A 20,701-nucleotide genomic window follows, 5' to 3' on the forward strand; every position below is an offset into this window, starting at 1 on the left:
GAAGTGCCCGATCCGAACACATCCGTGACCAACCTGACTGCGGCCCTGCTCGATCCGATCCTGCAGCAGGATCCGGCAGGCCCCCGCATCACCTACTACGACGACGTCAGCGGTGAGCGGATCGAACTGTCCGCCCTCACCCTCGCCAACTGGGCCGCCAAGACCGCCAACCTCATTCGTGACGAGTTCGGCCTGCTGCCGGGCGCCAGGATCTGTGTGCTGCTCCCCGCACACTGGCAGAGCGCCGCCGTGCTGCTCGGCTGCTGGTGGGCCGGCGCCGAGGTGCTGCTGGCACCCGCGGACGACGCGGAGCTCGCCCTGGTCTCGGCGGACCGGCTCGCCGAGGTCGAGGACGCGTCCGAGGTGGCGGTGCTCTCGCTCGACGCGTTCGGTCGCCCCGCCGAGGGGCTCCCGGTCGGCGTCACCGACTACGCCACCTCGGTGCGCGTGCACGGTGACCAGTTCCGTCCGGACTCCGGCGCATCGTCGGCGCTCGACGGCTTGTCGATCGCCGAGGTGCTCACCGCCGCAACGGACTCCGCCTCGGCCCAGTCCATCGGCCGCGCCGATCGCGTGCTCTCGAGCTCCGAGTGGGGCACCGCGACCGAACTGATCGAGGGTCTGCTCGCCGTGCTGTCCGTCGGCGCGTCGCTGGTTCAGGTCGCGCGCCCCTCCGACGACGCGATGACCAGGCGGATGACCTCCGAGAAGATCACGATCCGACGCTGAGCCGCTCCCCGGCGTGCTCCGCCGTCCAGATCCGGCTGCGCAGATCCCGCCCCCGGATCACCTGGATTCGCCAGGGATCCAGGCGCAGCACGTGCAGTTCCGGATCATCGGGCGACCGCCAGAAGTTGCCCAGGTCGTATCCCGCCCCGCGCGGGCTGGTCCGGCGATAGAGGTCCCACACCTTGCGTGTGGTGTCGCCGTCGTCGACCCAGTCCGCGACCGTGTCGATCGCCACGGAATTGTTGCCTGGCGCCCAGTAGGAGAAGTTGGTGTGCGGGTTCTCGCGCAGGTGCGCGGCTTTGACAGGGGTCCGGTAGGGCGTCGAGTTCTTTCTCGATCGCCGCAAACGACGTCACCTTCATGACCATCTCCCGTCTCGGTACCGTTTCGTCACCGCAATCAGCATGCGCTGGTGGAAAGCGAAGGGGAAGAAGGCACTTCGGCGACACCCGGTTACCGCGCGAGAACCGGTCGGGGACTATCGAACCTACACTGCCGCGCGAGGCCCGGACCGGTCGAAGTCGACCGGTCCGGGCCTTGCGTCGCAGCGAAATCGGGTCCCGCCTGGTACTCGTCCGGGTCAGGCTGCCATCGCCTCGACGGGCGTCACCCTGGCGGCGCTCCTCGCAGGCAGCAGCGCCGCGATCACCCCGGCGATCCCGCCGACCAACACCGTCGCAGCCAGCTCCGGCCACGGCAGCGAGGGCAGCACCAGGTCGTCGACACCGAACACCGAGGCCGTACCCGCCAGCCCGAAGGCCAGTCCGAGCACCACTCCGAGCACCGACGCGACCACCGACACCAGGACCGCCTCGTAGATCAGCATCGTTCGCAGTCCCGCGCGGGTGACACCGATCGACCGCAACAGACCGCTCTCGCGCCTGCGTTCGATCACCGACAGCGCCATCGTGTTGCCCACCCCGATGACCGCGATCAGGATCGCCACCGACAGCAGCCCCACCACGATCATCAGCATGGTGTCCAGGACCGAGTTCAGTGCCGCCCGCATGGCGACCGCCCCGCCGATCTCCGCGGTCGGCACGCTGTCGGTGGCCAGCGCGGTGACCTCCCGCTGCACGGTCGCGATCTCGTCGTCGGTGAGGTCATCCGCGAATCGGACCCACAGCGCATCCGATGCCGCGTTCGCCGTCACCGCCGCCAGGTCCGCACGGACCATCAGGGGCGGCTGCCCGTCCACTCCGGCCACCGCCGTCAGGCTCCGGGCCGTGCCGTCACCGCGGACGTCGACCGACTCCCCCGCGCGCGCCCCCAGCTCCTCGAGCTGGTCGGGCGACACCGCGATCTGGCCGGGCCGCGGCAGCGTGATCGACACACGGAGCGCCGCGGCCGCATCCGCCGGATCCACCCCGATCACGGTCAGCTCCTGCCCGGAACCGGTGGTCACGTCGCCGCTCGAGAGGGCCGCCACCGCAGTCACCCGATCCACCTCGCCGATCCGCTCGCCCAGCGTCGCAGGCAGCGCGGAGCCCGCCTCGCCCGACACCGAGATGTCGATGGGGAACTGCTCGTCGAGCGCGCTGGGGGCGCTGGCCTTGACGGTCGCGATCCCGACGATCATGGTCGCGGTCACGCAGACGCCGATCAGCAGCGCCGTCGCCGTGGCCGTGGTCCGTCGGGGGTTGCGGCCCGCGTTTCCCGCCGCCAGCTCCCCCAACGGACCCGACACCCGTCCCAGCACCTTTCCGAACGCCGCCACCGCCGGTGGCACGATGTACCGGCACAGCAGGACCACCGCGACGAAGAAGACCAGCGCACCCCCGGCCGCCGCCAGCACCTGCTTTCCCATCACACCCGCTGTCAGAATCGCGCCACCACCGACCAGGCCCGCGACACCGACGAACCGCCGCAACCGCGACGCCCCCATCGGTTCGGACTTGGCCTCGGCGGGGGTGAGGGCGGCGAGCGGCGACACGGCGGTTGCCGACCGCGCCGGAGCGACCGCCGCCAGGTAGGTGACCACCACCCCGACCAGCAGGCCGACCGCGAGCGCGCCCGGCGAGACGGCGAGGTCGTCCAGCGGGATGGGAACGTCGAGCGCACCGGCGACCTGGGTCACGGCAGCGGCCAGGGCCACGCCCGTCGCGAGACCGGCCAGCGAGGCGACCAGCCCCACCACCAGCGACTCGATTCGGACGCTGCGGCGAATCTGATCGCTCGTCGCGCCGACGCAGCGGAGCAACGCCAGCTCCTGGGTGCGCGCCGCCAGCAGCACCGCGAACGTGTTGGCGATCACCAGCCCGGACACCACCACCGCGAGCGCACCGAACGCGAGCAGCACGTTGCGCAGCATGTCGCTGCTGCCGAGGAACCTCGCCGAGACCTCGTCGGCCTTCTCGGCACCCGTGATCACCGTGGCTCCGGGCTGGACCGCAGCGGCGACGGCGTCACGGTCGCCGCCTGCGACACGCAGCTCCCTGGCGGCCTGGCCGTCGGTCCATGCCTCGATGTCGGCCGCGGTGGCATAGACCGAGACCCCGTCCATACGCTGCGCGGTGCCGTCGAGGTCCACCGTGCCGACGACGGTTGCCTCGCCGGCATCCGGGCCCGTGCTCTCGCCCATGGCCGTCACCGCGACGCGGGTTCCGATGGGCAGGTCCGAGTTCGAGCCGACCACGATCTCACCCGGCGCACTCGGGAAGCGGCCGTCCGCCAGCTTCTGCCAGCGCAGGTCCGCATCCGCGGCCAACGAGGTGGCCGCGCCGAACGACTTGTCCGAACCCGGGGCCGTCACCTTCACCGGGGTTGACACGTCGGTGGTCACCGCCCGCACCCCTGGCACCGAGCGGACCGCGTCCGCCGCCCGCTGGGCCTGCAGACCGTCCCCGAGATCGGAGACCACGAAGTCGGTGCTCCGATACTGTCCGGCAAGGGAATTGGTGACGCCTGCGGTGGCCGTCGAACTGAGCACCAGGGTCGCGACGACAAAGGCCACCGCGATCAGCACCGCGAGCATGGCGGCCAGGTACCGCCCGAAGTGCGCGCGCGCCTGCGCGAGGGTGAGCCTCAGCATGTCCTTGCCCCGAGTTCGCGCATGGTCTCGATCACCGAATCGGTGGTGGGGCGGTCGATCTCACCGGCGATCCGCCCGTCGGCGATCAGCACCACCCGGTCCGAATAGGATGCCGCCACCGGGTCGTGGGTGACCATCACGACCGTCTGCCCGAACTCTCGGACGCTGGAGCGGAGCAACTCGAGAACCTCCGTGCCCGAGCGTGAATCGAGATTTCCCGTCGGCTCGTCCGCGAAGATGACGTCGGGCCGGGGCAGCAGGGCCCTGGCGACCGCGACGCGCTGCTGCTGGCCGCCGGACAGCTCGTGCGGCAGGTGTCCGAGTCGTTCGGTGAGCCCCAGTCGTCCGACGATCTCCGCCATCCACTCCGGATCCGGGTCCACCCCGCCCAGACGCATGGGCAGCAGCATGTTCTCCTCCGCGGTGAGCACCGGCAGGAGGTTGAAGGCCTGGAACACGAATCCGATTCGGTGACGGCGTAATTCGGTCAGCTCGCGGTCACTCAGTCCGGTCAGCTCGGTGTCCCCGAGGTACACCAGACCGGACGTCGCCGTGTCGAGGCCTGCCAGGCAGTGCATCAGCGTGGACTTGCCCGACCCCGAGGGTCCCATGATCGCGGTGAAGGCGGCGCCCATGAACTCGGTGTGCACGCCGTCGAGGGCGCGCACGGCCGCCTCGCCCTCGCCGTAGCTCTTGCTCAGGCCGACGGCGCGGACCGCGGCGGTTCGTGTGATGGTGGGTGCATTCATGTCCTCGACGCTACGAACGACCACCGCCCCGGCGCGTCGGCGTGCGGACGGATCCTCGAGGCGAGGGCGTCATACCTGGGTAGGACGAGCGCCCATCCCCTGTCCTACCCGCCGAGCAGATCCTCCGGCTGCACCAGTCCGGTCTGGTACGCGAACACCACCGCCTGTACCCGGTCCCGCGAGCCCGTCTTCGCCAGCACGCGTCCCACGTGCGTCTTCACGGTCGCCTCTGAGACGAAGAACTTCGCCGCGATCTCGGTGTTCGACAATCCGTGCGCCATCGCCTCGAGCACCTCCACCTCCCTTGGTGTCAGGTCCTCGGGCAGCTGGGGGCGCTCGACCGTCGACGTGCCTGCCAGCATCGGGCCCACGTGCTGGAGCAGCCGACGGGTCGACCGCGCGGCGATCACCGCGTCGCCTCGGTACACGGTTCGCAGCGCGGCGAGCAGGTCCTCCGGTTGCGCATCCTTGAGCAGGAAGCCGCTGGCACCCGCGGAGATCGCGGCCACCACGTACTCGTCGTTGTCGAAGGTGGTGAGCACCACCACCTTCGGCGAGTGCTCGAGCGCGGTCAGGCGACGGGTGGCCTCGATGCCGTCCAGATTCGGCATCTGCACGTCCATCAGGACCACGTCGACCGGAACCCGCGCCAGCTCGCGCAGCGCCTGCTCGCCGTCCGAGGCCTCGACCTCGACGCTCATGTCGGGCTGGGAATCGATCACCATCCGGAACCCGGCGCGGACCAGCTGCTGGTCGTCGACGATCGCGATCCGGATCGGACCCGTTGCGGCATCGGCCATGTCATTCACCTCTCGAATAGGGCAGCACGGTGTGCACCCGGTACCCGCCCCCAGGGGCGGGTCCGGCCTCGAAGCTGCCGCCGTACAACTCTGCCCGTTCGCGCATCCCGAGCACACCCTGACCGCCCGCGGACGGTGCGACAAGGGCGCCGGACGCTCCCCTGCCGTCGTCGACGACAGTCAGTTCCAGCGCCTCGTCGGTCCACCGCTCGGTGACCTCGACGCTGGCCGCGGGTCCCGCGTGCTTGAGCACGTTGGTCAGCGATTCCTGCACGATCCGGTACGCCGTCAGCTCGGCGCCAGTGGACAGCACGCGCCGCTCGCCGTCCGTGGTGCGCTGCACGCCGAGGCCACCCTTGCGGACCTCCTCGATCAGCGTGTCGATATCGGAAACCCCTGGGGTCGAGGAGTACTCACGCGGCCGGTCCTCCCGCAGCACGGACAGCAGCGCGCGCATGTCCGTCAGCGCCTGCCGCCCGGTCTGGGAGATGGTCTCCAGCGCCGTGACCGCAGCGGCGGGATCGGCGGCCGCGCCGTACCGACCGCCGTCGGCCTGCGCGATCACGACGGTCAGCGAGTGCGCGACGATGTCGTGCATCTCCCGTGCAATCCGGGTGCGCTCGTTGATGGCGGCGATCTCCGCCTCCTGCGCCCGCTCCAGTTCGAGTAGCCGGGCCCGCTCGGTGAGTCCCTCGAGCTCCTGGTTGCGCACCCGGCGCAGATCGCCGAACGCCCACACCGCGACGACGTACACGATCAGGAACGCGATCAGGAACGCGTGGGCCTGCCAGGTGGACTGCTCGCCGCCGAAATACCGGAAGCCCGCCACGGTCACACCGACGATGGCCGCGGCCAGGCCCCATCCGCTCGCCCACCTCGGTCCGTATGCCGCGAGCGCGTACAGCGCGATCGGCACGCAGATGCCGGGCATGACGAGATTGGTCTGATCACCCGAGACGATCAGATACACCACCGAGAAGAACGCCACCGCCGCGGCGGCCGCGACCGGCCGGATGCGGCGCCAGGCCAGCGGCACCGTGAGCCCCAACGCGATCACCACGTCGACGGGCCCGAGGCCGACCGACGCCGCCACCCCGATGAGCGCGAAGAACGCCGCGACGGTGCGGTCGATCCCGACGGCGTGATCGGCGCTCCAGCGGTACCAGCGCTCGCTCAGCGGGAATCGGGGCATGGACCCCAGCGTAAACACCTGTGGCCGGTGAGCTCGCTCACCGGCCACAGGAGGACTCACACGTCAGCTCACTTGAGCAGCGCGCGCGACATCACGACACGCTGAATCTGGTTGGTGCCCTCGTAGATCTGGGTGATCTTCGCGTCGCGCATCATCCGCTCGACCGGGAAGTCGGTGGTGTAACCGGCGCCACCGAACAGCTGCACGGCGTCGGTGGTCACCTCCATCGCGACGTCCGAGGCGAAGCACTTGGCCGCCGCGGAGATGAAGCCGAGGTTCTTCTCGCCGCGCTCGGCGCGGGCTGCGGAGGTGTAGACCATGAGGCGAGCTGCCTCGACCTTCATCGCCATGTCGGCGAGCATGAACTGCACGGCCTGGAAGTCGGAGATCGACTTGCCGAACTGCTTGCGGTCCTTGGTGTAGGCCAGGGCCGCGTCGAGCGCGCCCTGCGCCAGGCCGACGGCCTGGGCGCCGATGGTCGGCCGCGTGTGGTCGAGGGTCTGCAGCGCGGTCTTGAAGCCGGTGCCGGGCTCGCCGATGATGCGGTCGCCGGGGATGCGGCAGTTCTCGAAGTACAGCTCGGCAGTGGGCGAACCCTTGATACCGAGCTTCTTCTCCTTCGGACCGACGACGAAGCCCTCGTCGTCCTTGTGGACCATGAAGGAGGAGATGCCGTTGGCGCCCTTGTCGGGGTCGGTCACGGCCATGACGGTGTACCAGGTCGACTTGCCACCGTTGGTGATCCAGCACTTGGAGCCGTTGAGGATCCAGTCGTCACCGTCGGCCTTGGCGCGGGTGCGCATGCTGGCGGCGTCGGAGCCCGCCTCGCGCTCGGAGAGCGCGTAGGAGGCCATCGCCTCGCCGGAGGCGAGCGACGGGAGCACCTGCTGCTTGAGCTCCTCCGAGCCGTTGAGGATCAGGCCCATGGTGCCGAGCTTGTTCACGGCGGGGATCAGCGAGGACGAACCGCAGACGCGGGCCACCTCCTCGATCACGATGCAGGTGGCCACGGAATCGGCGCCCTGGCCGTCGTAGGCCTCGGGGACGTGGATCGCGTTGAAGCCCGAGTTGACGAGCGCCTTGAGCGCCTCCTCGGGGAACCGGGAGTTCTCGTCGACATCCTTTGCGTAGGGCGCGATCTCCTTCTCCGACAGCGCGCGGATCGCTGCCCGCAGCTCATCGTGCTCGTCGGCGAGCTTGAACAGGTCGAAGTCGGGGTTGCCAGCCATCTGGTTGCTCCTCGTGGACGTCTCGGGGCGCGGCACTCAGTGCCATTCACGGGCCATCATACCGCACACTCTCGACGAGTCGCCGGTAAGACGCGCCACACTGCGGCACCGAGTGCCACTCCTACTCGTCCGCCTCGAGCCTGCGACGCAGCAGCTCCGCCACCCGGCGAGGCGCGGTGCCGCGCGGGAACACCGCCACCACCATCTCGCCGTCCCCGTCTGCGGCCGGGACGTCGCGCCGGCCGACACCCCGCCGGATGTCGGCCAACGCCGCGCGCAGGTCCTCGGAGGTGGCCTCGACTCCGTCGCGGACCATCCGGCGCAGCAGGTAGTTGTGGGTGGCGGTCACCGACGCGGAGAACTGCACCATCGACAGATCCGGCTCGCCGGGCAACGCGCGACGCAGGTAGTCGACGAACAGTCGCTCGTACCGGAATCCGGTCACGATCTCCCGGTCCCGCAGCGCGGGCACCTCGTGCACCACCGCGTAGCGCCGGGTGGCCATGTCGTTCCACTGCGAGAACCGCTCGAAGACGATCATCGCGGCGTCGCAGACCGCGTCCCACGGGTCGTCATGGTCGGCGGCGAGGTACTCCTGCGCCTGGGCCAGCAGGATCTCGTGGTCGGCGAACACCACGTCTTCCTTGGAGCGGAACTGACGGAAGAAGGTGCGACGCGAGATGCCTGCCGCCTCGGCTATCTCGTCCACGCTGGTCGCCTCGTAGCCCTTCTCGGAGAAGAGCCGCAACGCCTCCGACACCACGTGGAGACGGAACCGGTCTGTGTCGTCGGGCATGAGCACAGCGTAGGCGGCTGCGCCGCCCGTGCGCGGTTGACGAGTGCATGCACCCGTCAACCGCGCACGGGCCGCGGAGCGGCCTAGGGTGCCACCGAACCCCAGTCCGCGAAGCCCGTCGGATCGTGCCTGCCCATGCTCGCGTGCTCGAACATGCCTGCACCCGGGAGACCGTTGCAGGTGACGCTGGCCGGATACTCGTTGACGCCGTACGGAATTCGCGCCGCGATCGCGGGATCGGTCAAGTCGTACACCGATCGCGAGCTCCAGTTGCGGCCGCGCCACTGCCCGTGCGTCCACTCCGGGTCACCGCCGTATCCCGCGCCGACATGCAGCGCAAGACCGTCGCGCGGGGTCACCTCAACGGTCAGCGGGCTGCCGTCGGAGGCAATCAGGTGCAGCGTCGCCGCGAACGGCCGACGGGTGCCGGACTGGTACTTGATGTCGTAGCGCGGCCAGCCGAGCTGCTCGATCCTGCCGTCGTTCCACACCCGGGTCGCATCGTTCAGCGTCCGGTAGCCATCGGGATTCTCCTGCAGGATCACGATGATCGAGAACTCGTCGAAGCGCAGCGGCACGTACATCCACCAGAAGCCCTCGGACGGCTCGTCGGCGAGCCGGCCTGCCGGGTCACCGTCGCCGACCGGGCGGATGCCCCAGGACCGATCCCGGGTACCCATCCACCGATCCGGGTTCACCACGACATCGTCGCCGTCGACCGAGAGCACGCCGGTCCACGTGCCGGTCTGCGCGAAACGACTCGCATCGAGGGTCGGCCGGAACTTGCTCATCAGCAGGTGCGGCTGCTCCGCGACCGCGGGGCCGGAACCCTCCCAGGTGAGGTCGAACCCGAGTCCGCCCTCGCCGTCGCCCTCGCAGACCATCCGCAGCCTGCGCAGCGGCTCGAGCACCTCGATCCGATAGCCACCGACGGCGAGATCCATCGACCGCTCCTCGAGCGCGTCGGAGAACTTGACCGCCCACTGCCGCTCGCCCTTGCGGACGGTGGCGAACGCGTCGGTGACCCCGAGGTTCGGGTACACGCCGAAGCCGCTCACCAGGAACAGCTCACCCTCGGTGTCGATCGCGTTGAAATACGACCGGTCGTAGAAGTTCTTGTCACTGGAGGCGACCCGCGCCATCGAGAGCGGCGTCTGGTGGATCGGGTATTCGTCAAGCGGCGCAGGCATGAGGACACTCCCTGGGGGATTCGTTACAGCATCAAACGTAATCCGGACGACGCCATTTAACCCCGGGAGATCCGCTCAGGTCAGCCGATTGGCAGAACCGACCCTCAATCCAGCAGCTTCGAGCGCAGCGCCGCGTCCTTCTCCAGCACCATCGCCTCGAGTCCGGCCTGGAACGTCGCCATCGCGGCACGCAACGCGGGATCCGAGGCACCGAGGATCCGCGCCGCCAGCAACCCGGCGTTGCGCGCGCCACCGATCGACACCGTCGCGACCGGCACGCCCGCGGGCATCTGCACGATCGACAGCAGCGAGTCCATGCCGTCGAGGTACTTGAGCGGAACGGGCACGCCGATCACGGGGAGCGGCGTCGCCGAGGCGACCATGCCCGGCAGGTGCGCCGCGCCGCCTGCTCCCGCGATGATCACCTTGATGCCACGATCGGCGGCGTCGCGGGCGTAGTCGAGCATCCGCTGCGGGGTCCGGTGCGCCGAGACGACGCCGACCTCGAACCGGATCCCGAACTCGGCGAGGGCCTCGGCGGCCGCCTCCATCGTCGGCCAGTCCGAGTCGCTGCCCATGATCAGGCCGACAACGGGCCCATTCGAATCACTCACCGTGCACATCCCATCCGTCGGTCCATTCCCCGTGCGAGAGCCAGTACGCAGCCCGCTCGGCGCGCTCGCGCACCGCCGCGACATACGCCTCGTCGTCGATCGAGCCCTGCGCGCCGCCGACCACGTTGACGTGCCCGATCTTGCGGGCCGGTCGCTCGCCCTTGTCGTAGAGGTGCACCTTCGCGTCCGGCATCCGGGCGAACAGGTGGTGCAGGCGCTCGTCCATGCTCATCTCAGGAGCCGACTCCGCGCCGAGCACGTTCGCCATCACGGTGACCGGCGCGGTCGGCGAGGGGTCGCCGAGCGGGTAGTCGAGCACCGCCCGCAGGTGCTGCTCGAACTGGGACGTCCGCGCCCCGTCCTGGGTCCAGTGCCCGGAGTTGTGCGGCCGCATCGCCAGCTCGTTCACCACCAGCCGGCCGTCGGTCGTCTCGAACAGCTCCACGGCCATCGACCCGACGACGCCGAGCTCGGCGGAGATGCGCAGCGCCATCTGCTCGGCCTCCATGGCGAGCGAGTCGGACAGCTCGGGGGCGGGCGCGATCACCACCGCGCACTGCCCGTCACGCTGCACCGTCTCCACGACCGGCCAGGTCGCGCCCTGTCCGAACGGCGAGCGCGCGACCATCGCGGACAGCTCACGCCGCATCGACACCTTCTGCTCGACCATGAGGGCGACGCCCTTGTCGAGCTGCTCGGTGACGATGGCCTCGGCCTCGTCGGCATCCGCAGGCATCCACACACCGCGCCCGTCGTAGCCGCCCCTGACCGCCTTGATCACGATCTGCCAGTTGTGCTCGTCCCCGAAGCGCACCACGTCGCCGGCCCAGGTGATCTCCGCGAACGCGGGCACGGGCGCACCCAGCTCCGCCAGCTTCCGCCGCATGGCGAGCTTGTCCTGCGCGTAGATCAACGCCTGCGGCGGCGGCTGGACGTTCACGCCCTCCGCGACGAGGACCTCGAGGTGCTCGGTCGGAACGTGCTCGTGGTCGAAGGTCAGGGCGCTGGCCCCTGCGGCGGCGGCCCGCAGCGCGTCGAGGTCGGTGTGACTGCCGATCACGACGTCCGCGCAGACCTTGGCAGCCGGCTCGTCGGGGCCGCCGGAGAGCACCCGGAGGCACTGCCCTAGTTCGATGGCGGCCTGATGGGTCATCCGGGCCAACTGCCCGCCGCCGATCATCGCGACCACCGGCAATCCGGCCTTCGGGCCGCGGGGGGTGCTTGGGCGGTGCTGGGATCCGGAATCGACGCTCACGGCAGTCCATGGTGTCATGACGACCTCCGAACCTGCGATCGGAGTGTCAGTTCGCCGGTTCGGAGACCTCTTTCGTACACTCAGTCGTTGTGTCTTTAGTCGATCAGGCGGTCAGCCGCGTACCCCAGCCCATGCGGGACGTGGTCCTCCGCCATCACGAGCTGATCAAGTTCGCGATCGTCGGCGGCACGACCATGGTCTTCGACCTCGCGATCTTCTACTCGTTGAGCCTGACGATCCTCGAGCAGAAGCCCGTCGTCGCCAAGATCATCTCCGGCGTGATGGCCACGATCTTGAGCTACATCCTCAACCGCGAGTGGTCGTTCAAGAACCGCGGCGGCCGCGAGCGCCACCACGAGGCGTTGCTGTTCTTCACCATCAGCGGCATCGGCGTCGTCATCTCCGCGGCTCCGCTGTTCATCGCGAACAACATCTTCGACATCCGGGCGTCCGCGAGCCTGACCACGCTCGTGATCGTCGACTTCGTCCTCAACTACATCATCGGCAACGTGCTGCAGATGGTCTTCCGGTTCTGGGCGCTGCGCCGGTTCGCGTTCCCCGAGGAGAACGCCAGGGGCGCGGCGGCCGGATCAACCGACTTCGACCCGACGCCCGAGGAACTCGCCGAGGAAGAACTCGGGCACAGCTAGCTAACGCGGCTCCGCGTCGGGCGCCATCGGCAGGAACGCCGCGAACAGCGCGGGTCGCCTGCGCTGGAGGTCGAGCCTGCCGCCGTCCGCCTCGACCAGGGCCCGGGCCAACGCCAGCCCGACCCCCGTCGAGCCGCCGCCGGAGAACCCGCGGTCGAAGATGTGCGGGGCCAGTTCGTCGCTGACGCCCTCGCCCTCGTCGCCGACCTCCACACAGACCATCGCCTCGTGCTCCGCCGTCCCCGGCACCGACCGGACTGACACGGTGCAGGTACCACCGCCGTGCATGAGCGCGTTGTCGACCAGCACGGACACGGACTCGCGCAGTCGCGAGGACCTGGCCGTCGACATCACCGCGGCCTCGCCCCGCAGCACCAGGTCCCGGCCCGCGTCGCGATACGGCCGCTGCCAATCGGCGACGACCCCGGCGAGCTCGCGGACCACCGCGACGGGTTCCGGGCCGCCGCCCGCCATCCGGGACGACCGCACCAGTTCGTCGATCGCCACCGTCAACCGGTCCACCTGGGCCAGCGCCTCGGTCGCCTCGTCGACCACCGCGGGATCCGGGTGCACCGACAACTCGTCGAGCCGCAGTCGCACCGCGGTGAGTCGGCTGCGGAGCTGGTGAGAGACGTCGCCGACCAGTGCCCGCTCGCGCTGCAATCGCCCGGAGATCTCGACGGTGACCGCGTCGAGCACGTCGGACACCCGGTCCAGTTCGGCGATCCCGTGCCTGCGCGGTTCCTTGCGGAAGTCTCCCTCCGCCAGCCGGGCGGCCCGGTCCGCGACGTCCCGGAGTGGGTCCGCGAGCCGCCGGGCGGTCACCGTCGCCACCGCCGCACCCGCGCCGAGCGAGGCCAGCACCACCAACGCCACCGCCCCGACCGCCTGCTGCTGGAGCGACTTCATCGAATCCGACGGCGCCTCGAGGCGCAGCGAACCGGACCGGCCCATGGAGAGCGACTCGATCAGGGGCTGCTCGACCGCGGGCTCGCCGATGTCGACCTGCACCTCCAGGTCGCCGGGGGTCGGATAGATGACCGTGAGTTTGGCGCCGGCCGGGACCACCAGCCGCAGCGGCGCGGTGTCGAGGCCGTTCACGATCACGCCCTGCTCGCCCTCCTGCGAGACGATCTCCGCGGCCATCCGGTCCAGCCTCGCCTGCAGGTCGCTCCTGGTGAGGTCCTCGACCCACAGCCAGGCGGTGTACATCAGCGGCAGCCCGAGCAGGAGCGCAATGAGGATGACGACGGCCAGGATGGAGAGCAGGATTCGGCGGCGCACGTCTGCGTCCGGCTAGGTGTTCAGCCGGAAACCGACGCCCCGCACGGTCGCGATGCGCCGCTCGGCGACCGGACCCTCGTCGCCGATCTTCCTGCGCAGCCACGACATGTGCATGTCGAGGGTCTTGGATCCGCGCAGATCCGCATCCCCCCACACCTCCTGCAGGATGACGTCGCGCGAGACCACCTCGCCCGCCCGGTCGAGCAGAACCTTGAGCAGCTCGTACTCCTTGTTCGCGAGGATGACCTCGGAGCCGCCGACCAGCACGCGCCGTGCGGCCGGTTCGAGCCGGATGTCCCCCACCGCGATGGTGGTGTCCTCGGAGCCGCCGCGGCGGCGCATCAGCGCGCGGACCCGCGCCATCAGCTCTGCCAGCCGGAACGGCTTGCCCACGTAGTCGTCGGCCCCCGCGTCGAGGCCGACCACGAAGTCCACCTCGTCGGTGCGCGCCGTCAGCATCAGCACCGCGAGTTCGGAGCCGCCTGCGCGCAGTTGCCTGCACACCTCCAGCCCGTCCATGCCGGGCAGGCCGAGGTCGAGGACCAGCAGGTCGAAGGACCCGCTCAGCGCGAGTTCGAGGGTCCCGGGACCGGTCGGTTCGACGGTGACCGTGTAGCCCTCACGGCCAAGGGCACGCGAGAGCGGGGCGGCGATGGCCTCGTCGTCTTCGGCAAGCAGTACGGCTGTCACGACCCCAGCCTACGGAGCGGCCTCGCCGCGCTCCGTCGGCGGACCGGAATCGAGATTCATCGCGTCGAACACCTGGTGGTAGAGGAGCGAATGCACCCGCTGTACATCCGGGATGTCGTCGAACTCCAGCGGATCGTCGGCCGCCGACGCGATCACCAGGGTGCCGGTCCGCAGCATCCGGTCGATCAGTCCGTGCCGGAACTGCACGTTGCTGATCCGGCCCATCGGGATGTCGATCCCGGTGTGGGTGATCACGCCGTGCCGGATCAACACCCGCCGGTCCGTGACGATGAAATGGGTGAACTTCCACCTCAACAGCGGCCCGACGCAGCGCCACCCGACGATTCCGACCCAGGCCACCGCAACCACGAGCAGTGCGACGGAGCGGGCGGTCCCCTCGAGCCGGTCCTGGGCGAGCCCGAGCGCGTACCCGGCAAACGCCGTCGCCACGATGAACGTCAACGCGGGCAGCACCAGCATCTTCCAATGCGGGTGTCGGTGCAGCAGCAGCTCCTCGTCCGTGGCGAGGGCGTCCTCCGGGTATCCCATCAGGAGAGCGTATCGACTACTTCGCGTGCTCCACCGCGGGCTCGACCACGGGTTCGACCGCATCCTCGACTTCGGATTCGGCCTCCGCCTGCAGTTCCGCGGCCTTCTTCGCGGCCTCGACCTCGGCCGTCGCCAGCTCCTCCGCGGTCGGAGGGGAGCCCGCGATCAGGGCGTTGGCCCACCGGGTCGACGGATCGATGTCGAGCAGGAGCGCCTTGGCCAGCAGCGTCATCGGAATCGCGAGCAGCGCGCCGAGCGGCCCGATCACCCATCCCCAGAACACCAACGCCAGGAATGTCAGCGTCACCGACAACCCGACGGCCTCGCCGACGAACTTCGGCTGGATCACCGACTGGATGATGACGTTGATGACGCTGTAGACCACGATCACCCACAGCATCAGCGTCGGACCGCCCTCCAGCAGGGCGATCAGCGCAGGCGGGATCAGACCGATGACGAACCCGATGTTCGGGATGTAGTTGGTGATGAAGGAGAGCAGTCCCCACAGGATCGGCAGCGGAATGCCCATGGCCCAGAGCGCGCCGGCGTCGATCACCGCGACGATGAGGCCGAACACGGTCGAGACGATGAGGTAGCTGCGGGTACCGCTGGCGAAGGAGGAGAAGGCGTAGGCGATGTCCGCCCGGGAGTAGGCCACCGCGCGCATCCGCTCACCGAACGAACTCGCGTCCATCGCCATGAAGATCAGCAGGGCCAGGATGAAGAAGAGATTCGAGAACACACCGAGCAGCCCGACCAGCACGTCGTCGACCAGGCCGATGACCTTGCCGAGGTCGATGCTCGAGAGCGCCTTCTCCACCTGGTCGGAACCGATGTTCAGCTGGGCGAACTGATCCTGGATGTTGGCGATCAGCTCGTCGGCCTTGTCGGTGTACTCCGGCAGCAACGTGGCCAGCTGGGCGATCGAGACGACGAGTGCCGCGATCAGACCGAGCAGGATCAGGTAGACGGCCGTCAGCGTCGAGATCACCGCGACCCATTTGGGTGCGCCCTTGCGCTGCAGCCAGTCACCGAGCGGCTGCACACCCACCACCAGCATCAGCGCCAGGAACACCGGCCCGATGATCCCGGCGAAGGCCTTGGTGCCCGCGATCGCGACAACGGCGGCGGCCATGCCGAGCAGCACGATCAGCCCGCGCGGCAGCGTCGAGGGTGGCACAGGGGACGGCGGGGCGGACGCGGGCGCGGCGGCGACGGATCGGCTCACTTCCACACCGCGGCTCGATCGGCGACGCCGGGCAGCAGGCCGAGGATCGGCAGGCCGATGGCGAGATGGACCAGACTCGTGGCGATCCGGTCGCCCATCACGGCGTCGTAGGCGAAGGGCAGGACGGCCATGGCGAGAGTGATCAGGCCGATGATCCACCCGAAGAACGAGTCGCCGCCGGGGGTGGTCAGCAGCAACAGCTGGAGCAGCCCGGCGGCGACGAGGGCCCCGATGAACCCGAGGATGGCGAAGCGGACCGCGACGGTGGTCTCGGGCAACCAGTTCGGCGAGAGCGGCATCAGGTCGAAGACCCGGAGGATCACCGTGGCCACCAGCGCGCTCAATGCAGTGACCAGCGCGGACGCGGCGGCGCCCGCCCAGAACTTGCCCCCGGCGATGCCGCGCGTCGGCGCCCCTGGGGTGCCGGACACGCCCGGTCCTCCCGGATAGCTCGTCATTGCTGTCCTTCCTCGATCTCACAGTCGTTCGCAGTGAGGGTCGCACCGAGAGCGCCGTGCACGCTTCACCCACCACGGATGAGGCACAAGTATCGATCGGGACTCACACTGCTTGTCGAAGCACCACTCCCATATCTGAGAGAGGAACAGCTATGACGGCAAACCGCGCGGACAACAGCGTCAAGCAGGGATTCGCGGCTGGGGGCTCGATCGCGGCGGCGGTCCTGCTGCTGACCGTGGGCATCCTCCAGGTCTTCCAGGGAATCTCCGCGCTGGCCAAGGACAGCGTCCTGATCGTCGGGCCGGAGTACACCTACGCGCTCAACACCACGGGCTGGGGCTGGATCCACCTGATCGTGGGAATCCTCATCGCGCTGACCGGCTTCGGCCTGCTCACCGGTGCGACCTGGGCGCGGATCGCGGGTATCTTCCTGGCCGCCCTCTCGATCATCGCCAACTTCATGTGGCTGCCCTACTACCCGTGGTGGTCGATCCTGATCATCGCCCTCGACGTGGTCATCATCTGGGCCATCGCGACGTGGGACAACGACTAGCCACGGTGCGACCGGTGAAGAGGGTGCGGGCCATCGGCCCGCACCCTCTTCGTCATTCCTGGGGACGCAGGTGCGTGATGTCGCCCGCGGAGACCGCGACCGGTTCCCTGCCATCGTCCGGGCTGATCACGATCCGGCCCTGGGCATCGATCCCGCTCGCGGTGCCGAGCAGTTCGCCGCCGCCCGGCAGTTCCGCGCGGACGCGCTGCCCGATCGTGGCGCACCGTTCCCGGTACGACTCGGCGAGCGCCGTTGTGTCCCAACCGTTCCGGTTCCATTTCGACCACTCCGCCGCCAACGCGCGGAGCAGTGCACGCACCACGGTGTCCCGATCGGTGGTGGCCGCACCCGCGAGCGCGAGCGAGGTCGCGGTCGGCACCGGCAGCTCGGACTCGGTGAGGCTGACGTTCAACCCGATCCCGAGCACGACCGACGGGATCGGTGCGGTCGCGGCGACCTCGGCGAGGATGCCCGCCACCTTGTTGCCACCGATCAGCACGTCGTTCGGCCACTTGAGCACGGCGTCCACCTCGGCGACCGACCGCAGTGCATCGACCACCGCAACACCCGCGAGCAGCGGGAGCCACCCCAGATCGGCTGGATCGATCCCCGGCATCCGCAGCAACACCGAGACGGAGACCGCCGACCTCGGCGGGGCCACCCAGGAGCGGGCGTGCCTGCCACGGCCGTGGTCCTGGAACTCCGAGATCAGCACCGCGCGGTCGAGGGCGGAGTCCACCGCCCTCGCCAACATGTCTGCGTTCGTCGAACCGGTTTCGGCGACGACGTCGAGACTCGAGTAGAAGGCGTCGGGGTCGCCGCCGGCCGTTCCGCGCACCAGCGCCCTGCGCAGTGCGTCGACAACCAACGGGGGCCGATTCAGATCGGTGTACATGCCGATCAGCCTATGGGCTCCTGCCGCTGCGGCGGGGATCACAATTTCGTACTGGCCAGTAGCTTGGGTTCAATGATTGAACACAACCTGACCTCGGTCAACGGGCTTCTGGACGGGCTGGATAAGCTCTGTCCCCATGACCAGTGTCCAGGAGCCCACTGCGCCAGAGGCGACAAACACCCCTGATATCCACACGACGGCCGGAAAGCTCGCCGACCTGCGCAGACGTCAGGAAGAGGCGAAGTTCCCCAGCGGCGAAGCCGCCGTCGAGCGCGTGCACGCGAAGGGCAAGCTGACCGCCCGTGAGCGCATCACCGCGCTGCTCGACGAGGGCTCCTTCGTAGAGCTCGACGCTCTCGCCCGGCACCGGAGCGTGAACTTCGGTCTCGCCGACAACCGCCCGTTCGGCGACGGCGTGGTGACCGGCTACGGCACCATCGACGGCCGCGACGTGTGCGTCTTCTCCCAGGACGCCACCGTGTTCGGCGGCAGCCTCGGCGAGATCTACGGCGAGAAGATCGTCAAGGTCATGGACCTGGCACTCAAGACCGGCCGCCCGCTCGTCGGCATCAACGAGGGCGCGGGCGCCCGCATCCAGGAGGGCGTGGTCTCGCTCGGCCTCTACGGCGAGATCTTCCACCGCAACGTGCAGGCCTCCGGCGTCATCCCCCAGATCTCGCTGATCATGGGCCCGGCCGCGGGTGGCCACGTCTACTCCCCCGCGCTGACCGACTTCGTCGTGATGGTCGACCAGACCAGCCAGATGTTCGTCACCGGCCCCGACGTGATCAAGACCGTCACCGGCGAGGACGTCACCATGGAGGACCTGGGCGGCGCCCACACCCACATGGTCAAGTCCGGTGTGGCCCACTACGTCGCCTCCGGCGAGCAGGACGCCCTCGACTACGTCAAGGACCTGCTCAGCTACCTGCCGAGCAACAACCAGGCCGCCGCGCCGCGACTGGCCCCGTCCGACCCGATCGTCGGCTCCATCGAGGACTCGCTGACCGCCGAGGACATCGAGCTCGACACCCTGATCCCGGACTCGCCGAACCAGCCGTACGACATGCACGAGGTCATCCGGCGCATCCTCGACGACGACGAGTTCCTCGAGGTGCAGGCCGAGCGCGCCGCGAACATCATCTGTGGTTTCGGTCGCGTCGACGGCCGCAGCGTCGGCATCGTCGCGAACCAGCCCACCCAGTTCGCCGGCTGCCTCGACATCAACGCCTCCGAGAAGGCCGCCCGCTTCGTGCGCACCTGCGACGCCTTCAACGTCCCGATCATCACCCTGGTCGACGTGCCCGGCTTCCTGCCCGGCACCGAGCAGGAGTACAACGGCATCATCCGCCGCGGCGCCAAGCTGCTCTACGCGTACGGCGAGGCCACGGTCGGAAAGATCACCGTCATCACCCGCAAGGCGTACGGCGGCGCGTACGACGTCATGGGCTCCAAGCACATGGGCGCCGACCTGAACCTGGCGTGGCCGAGCGCGCAGATCGCGGTCATGGGCGCCTCCGGCGCCGTCGGCTTCGTCTACCGCAAGCAGCTCAAGGAGGCCGAGGCGTCCGGCGCCGACGTCGACGCGCTGCGCCTCAAGCTGCAGAACGAGTACGAGGACACCCTGGTGAACCCGTACGTCGCGGCCGAGCGCGGTTACATCGACGCGGTCATCCCGCCGTCGCACACCCGCGGCCAGATCGTGGCGGCCCTTCGCCTGCTCGAGCGCAAACAGGTTTCCCTTCCGCCCAAGAAGCATGGGAACATCCCGCTATGACAGCGACGAGGGAAACGACACTCGAAGACGTCGAGGTGCTCTCCGCAGCCGCGGAGGCCATCGACTCCGCTACGGTCGACATCGTGGCTGCCGACAGCAAGGGCTCTCAATTGCCGGTCATCAAGGTGGTCAAGGGCGCACCGACCGACATCGAGGTGGCGGCACTCGTGACCGTCTTCGCCGCAGCTGCAGGCGCCGAGGAGGCACCGGCCGACACCCGTCCGGCCGAGCGGTGGGGCGACCCCGCAGGCATGCACCGGGGCGCCGCCCCCCTGTCCCCGTACGCGTACTCGAACCGTCGGTGACCACGCTCGTCCTGGCCTCGGCCTCGCCGGCACGGTTGACCGTGCTGCGCAAGGCCGGGGTCGAGCCATTTGTCCTGGTCTCCGGAGTCGACGAGGACGCGGTGCAGGAGGCCCTCGGCCCGTCGGCCGCGCCGTCGCGGGTGGTCACCGAGCTCGCGCGGGCGAAGGCCACCGCCGTGCTCACCGAGCTGCCGGCCGACATCGCCGCCGACGCGGTGGTGATCGGCTGCGATTCGATGCTGCTGATCGACGGCACCCTGCAGGGCAAGCCGCACACAGCCGACGTGGCCAGGTCCCGCTGGCGTTCGATGATGGGTCGCAGCGGCACCCTGCTCACCGGGCACTGCGTGCTGCGGGTGCGCGACGGGGCGACCGTCGGCGAGGCCAGTGCGGACAGCGCGACGATCGTGCACTTCGGGACGCCGTCCGGAGACGATCTCGAGGCCTACCTCGAGTCGGGCGAGCCCATGCAGGTCGCGGGCGCCTTCACCCTCGACGGGCTCGGCGGCTGGTTCATCGATCGCATCGAGGGCGACCCGTCCAGCGTGATCGGCATCGGCCTGCCGTTGGTCCGCCGACTGCTCGGCGAGGTCGGCGTCGGCATCTCCGAGCTCTGGGCCGCGACCCCAGCCAACTGAACCCGAACCCCGCCCACTGAAGTCACCGCCCACCGACACCGCGATCGCGGTGTCGGTGGGCGGCTTCATGTCCCGACCGGGGCCCGTC

General features: G+C 69.4%; 22 protein-coding genes. 6 read left to right on the plus strand and 16 right to left on the minus strand.

Annotated features, from left to right (window positions below; translation table 11 throughout):
* Window positions 1-24 precede the first annotated feature (24 nt).
* The gene (locus BR31_RS0106170) at window positions 25-729 is read left to right on the plus strand and encodes a TIGR03089 family protein (RefSeq protein ID WP_027500208.1); all 705 of its coding nucleotides are present in this window, start codon (window positions 25-27) and stop codon (window positions 727-729) included.
* Here BR31_RS0106170 and BR31_RS27575 read toward each other — a convergent pair.
* The 10 genes from BR31_RS27575 to BR31_RS0106220 all read right to left on the minus strand — a co-directional run bounded on the left by BR31_RS27575 (window position 713) and on the right by BR31_RS0106220 (window position 11,603).
* Window positions 713-1,075: a pyridoxamine 5'-phosphate oxidase family protein gene (locus BR31_RS27575; RefSeq protein WP_197023562.1), complete on the minus strand. Its 363-nt coding sequence runs from the start codon at window positions 1,073-1,075 to the stop codon at window positions 713-715. The genes BR31_RS0106170 and BR31_RS27575 overlap by 17 nt on opposite strands.
* 234 nt (window positions 1,076-1,309) lie before the next feature.
* The gene (locus BR31_RS0106180; RefSeq protein ID WP_027500209.1) at window positions 1,310-3,760 is read right to left on the minus strand and encodes an ABC transporter permease; all 2,451 of its coding nucleotides are present in this window, start codon (window positions 3,758-3,760) and stop codon (window positions 1,310-1,312) included.
* A complete protein-coding gene (locus tag BR31_RS0106185) occupies window positions 3,754-4,509 on the minus strand; it encodes an ABC transporter ATP-binding protein (RefSeq protein WP_027500210.1) in 756 nt (251 codons plus the stop codon). The genes BR31_RS0106180 and BR31_RS0106185 overlap by 7 nt, the downstream gene beginning before the upstream one ends.
* 104 nt (window positions 4,510-4,613) lie before the next feature.
* Complete coding sequence (locus BR31_RS0106190) at window positions 4,614-5,309, minus strand: response regulator (protein ID WP_027500211.1); 696 nt, start codon at window positions 5,307-5,309, stop codon at window positions 4,614-4,616.
* A 1-nt stretch (window position 5,310) separates the two neighbouring features.
* Window positions 5,311-6,501: a sensor histidine kinase gene (locus BR31_RS0106195; protein WP_027500212.1), complete on the minus strand. Its 1,191-nt coding sequence runs from the start codon at window positions 6,499-6,501 to the stop codon at window positions 5,311-5,313.
* A 68-nt stretch (window positions 6,502-6,569) separates the two neighbouring features.
* Window positions 6,570-7,730 (minus strand): acyl-CoA dehydrogenase, encoded by a 1,161-nt coding sequence (locus BR31_RS0106200; RefSeq protein ID WP_027500213.1) that lies wholly within the window; start codon window positions 7,728-7,730, stop codon window positions 6,570-6,572.
* Window positions 7,731-7,851: 121 nt separating this feature from the next.
* Window positions 7,852-8,526: a TetR family transcriptional regulator gene (locus BR31_RS0106205; protein WP_037175779.1), complete on the minus strand. Its 675-nt coding sequence runs from the start codon at window positions 8,524-8,526 to the stop codon at window positions 7,852-7,854.
* An 83-nt stretch (window positions 8,527-8,609) separates the two neighbouring features.
* Entirely contained in the window at window positions 8,610-9,716 is a 1,107-nt protein-coding gene (locus BR31_RS0106210) for an Rv3169 family protein (RefSeq protein WP_027500215.1), read from the minus strand.
* 104 nt (window positions 9,717-9,820) lie between these two features.
* Window positions 9,821-10,339 carry a 5-(carboxyamino)imidazole ribonucleotide mutase gene (purE, locus tag BR31_RS0106215; protein WP_072753073.1) on the minus strand — a complete coding sequence of 173 codons (519 nt, stop codon included), beginning with the start codon at window positions 10,337-10,339 and terminating at the stop codon, window positions 9,821-9,823.
* A complete protein-coding gene (locus BR31_RS0106220; RefSeq protein WP_051637006.1) occupies window positions 10,323-11,603 on the minus strand; it encodes a 5-(carboxyamino)imidazole ribonucleotide synthase in 1,281 nt (426 codons plus the stop codon). The genes purE and BR31_RS0106220 overlap by 17 nt, the downstream gene beginning before the upstream one ends.
* 71 nt (window positions 11,604-11,674) lie before the next feature.
* Here BR31_RS0106220 and BR31_RS0106225 point away from each other — a divergent pair, with 71 nt between their 5' ends.
* A complete protein-coding gene (locus BR31_RS0106225; protein WP_027500218.1) occupies window positions 11,675-12,235 on the plus strand; it encodes a GtrA family protein in 561 nt (186 codons plus the stop codon).
* Here BR31_RS0106225 and BR31_RS0106230 read toward each other — a convergent pair whose 3' ends face one another.
* Genes BR31_RS0106230 through BR31_RS27590 form a run of 5 tightly spaced genes read right to left on the minus strand, consistent with a single transcriptional unit; the run spans window position 12,236 to window position 16,444 of the window.
* Window positions 12,236-13,519, minus strand: coding sequence for a sensor histidine kinase (locus BR31_RS0106230; protein ID WP_027500219.1), 1,284 nt, complete (start codon window positions 13,517-13,519; stop codon window positions 12,236-12,238).
* Between the two features lie 12 nt (window positions 13,520-13,531).
* A complete protein-coding gene (locus BR31_RS0106235; RefSeq protein ID WP_027500220.1) occupies window positions 13,532-14,209 on the minus strand; it encodes a response regulator transcription factor in 678 nt (225 codons plus the stop codon).
* A 9-nt stretch (window positions 14,210-14,218) separates the two neighbouring features.
* A complete protein-coding gene (locus BR31_RS27580) occupies window positions 14,219-14,758 on the minus strand; it encodes a PH domain-containing protein (RefSeq protein WP_051637008.1) in 540 nt (179 codons plus the stop codon).
* 16 nt (window positions 14,759-14,774) lie between these two features.
* Window positions 14,775-15,986, minus strand: a complete 1,212-nt coding sequence (locus tag BR31_RS27585) for an AI-2E family transporter (RefSeq protein WP_051637009.1) — start codon at window positions 15,984-15,986, stop codon at window positions 14,775-14,777.
* Entirely contained in the window at window positions 15,983-16,444 is a 462-nt protein-coding gene (locus BR31_RS27590; protein ID WP_051637010.1) for a DUF6069 family protein, read from the minus strand. The genes BR31_RS27585 and BR31_RS27590 overlap by 4 nt, the downstream gene beginning before the upstream one ends.
* 152 nt (window positions 16,445-16,596) lie before the next feature.
* Between BR31_RS27590 and BR31_RS0106255 the strand changes: the two genes are divergently transcribed.
* Window positions 16,597-16,998, plus strand: a complete 402-nt coding sequence (locus BR31_RS0106255) for a DUF7144 family membrane protein (protein ID WP_027500221.1) — start codon at window positions 16,597-16,599, stop codon at window positions 16,996-16,998.
* 52 nt (window positions 16,999-17,050) lie between these two features.
* Here the strand turns inward: BR31_RS0106255 and BR31_RS0106260 are convergent, their stop codons facing one another.
* Window positions 17,051-17,893, minus strand: a complete 843-nt coding sequence (locus BR31_RS0106260) for a biotin--[acetyl-CoA-carboxylase] ligase (protein WP_027500222.1) — start codon at window positions 17,891-17,893, stop codon at window positions 17,051-17,053.
* Between the two features lie 136 nt (window positions 17,894-18,029).
* Between BR31_RS0106260 and BR31_RS0106265 the strand changes: the two genes are divergently transcribed.
* The 3 genes from BR31_RS0106265 to BR31_RS0106275 are packed head-to-tail and all read left to right on the plus strand — an operon-like array spanning window position 18,030 to window position 20,613.
* Window positions 18,030-19,670, plus strand: a complete 1,641-nt coding sequence (locus BR31_RS0106265) for an acyl-CoA carboxylase subunit beta (RefSeq protein ID WP_027500223.1) — start codon at window positions 18,030-18,032, stop codon at window positions 19,668-19,670.
* Window positions 19,667-19,975, plus strand: coding sequence for an acyl-CoA carboxylase subunit epsilon (locus tag BR31_RS0106270; RefSeq protein ID WP_027500224.1), 309 nt, complete (start codon window positions 19,667-19,669; stop codon window positions 19,973-19,975). Before BR31_RS0106265 ends, BR31_RS0106270 begins: the two co-directional genes overlap by 4 nt.
* The gene (locus tag BR31_RS0106275; RefSeq protein WP_027500225.1) at window positions 19,972-20,613 is read left to right on the plus strand and encodes a Maf family protein; all 642 of its coding nucleotides are present in this window, start codon (window positions 19,972-19,974) and stop codon (window positions 20,611-20,613) included. Before BR31_RS0106270 ends, BR31_RS0106275 begins: the two co-directional genes overlap by 4 nt.
* The last annotated feature ends 88 nt before the right edge of the window (window positions 20,614-20,701 follow it).

It is taken from the genome of Rhodococcus sp. UNC363MFTsu5.1 (assembly GCF_000686785.1).
In the GTDB taxonomy this organism is placed as follows: Bacteria; Actinomycetota; Actinomycetes; order Mycobacteriales; family Mycobacteriaceae; genus Rhodococcus_G; species Rhodococcus_G maanshanensis.

Bases quoted from the DNA above. Each gene is read 5' to 3' on its own strand.
- BR31_RS0106180 (WP_027500209.1), bottom strand. From the start codon at position 3,760: ATGCTGAGGCTCACCCTCGCGCAGGCGCGCGCGCACTTCGGGCGGTAC.
- BR31_RS0106185 (WP_027500210.1), bottom strand. From the start codon at position 4,509: ATGAATGCACCCACCATCACACGAACCGCCGCGGTCCGCGCCGTCGGC.
- BR31_RS0106190 (WP_027500211.1), bottom strand. From the start codon at position 5,309: ATGGCCGATGCCGCAACGGGTCCGATCCGGATCGCGATCGTCGACGAC.
- BR31_RS0106195 (WP_027500212.1), bottom strand. From the start codon at position 6,501: ATGCCCCGATTCCCGCTGAGCGAGCGCTGGTACCGCTGGAGCGCCGAT.
- BR31_RS0106200 (WP_027500213.1), bottom strand. From the start codon at position 7,730: ATGGCTGGCAACCCCGACTTCGACCTGTTCAAGCTCGCCGACGAGCAC.
- BR31_RS0106205 (WP_037175779.1), bottom strand. From the start codon at position 8,526: ATGCCCGACGACACAGACCGGTTCCGTCTCCACGTGGTGTCGGAGGCG.
- BR31_RS0106210 (WP_027500215.1), bottom strand. From the start codon at position 9,716: ATGCCTGCGCCGCTTGACGAATACCCGATCCACCAGACGCCGCTCTCG.
- purE (WP_072753073.1), bottom strand. From the start codon at position 10,339: ATGTGCACGGTGAGTGATTCGAATGGGCCCGTTGTCGGCCTGATCATG.
- BR31_RS0106220 (WP_051637006.1), bottom strand. From the start codon at position 11,603: ATGACACCATGGACTGCCGTGAGCGTCGATTCCGGATCCCAGCACCGC.
- BR31_RS27580 (WP_051637008.1), bottom strand. From the start codon at position 14,758: ATGGGATACCCGGAGGACGCCCTCGCCACGGACGAGGAGCTGCTGCTG.
- BR31_RS27590 (WP_051637010.1), bottom strand. From the start codon at position 16,444: ATGACGAGCTATCCGGGAGGACCGGGCGTGTCCGGCACCCCAGGGGCG.
- BR31_RS0106255 (WP_027500221.1), top strand. From the start codon at position 16,597: ATGACGGCAAACCGCGCGGACAACAGCGTCAAGCAGGGATTCGCGGCT.
- BR31_RS0106260 (WP_027500222.1), bottom strand. From the start codon at position 17,893: ATGTACACCGATCTGAATCGGCCCCCGTTGGTTGTCGACGCACTGCGC.
- BR31_RS0106265 (WP_027500223.1), top strand. From the start codon at position 18,030: ATGACCAGTGTCCAGGAGCCCACTGCGCCAGAGGCGACAAACACCCCT.
- BR31_RS0106270 (WP_027500224.1), top strand. From the start codon at position 19,667: ATGACAGCGACGAGGGAAACGACACTCGAAGACGTCGAGGTGCTCTCC.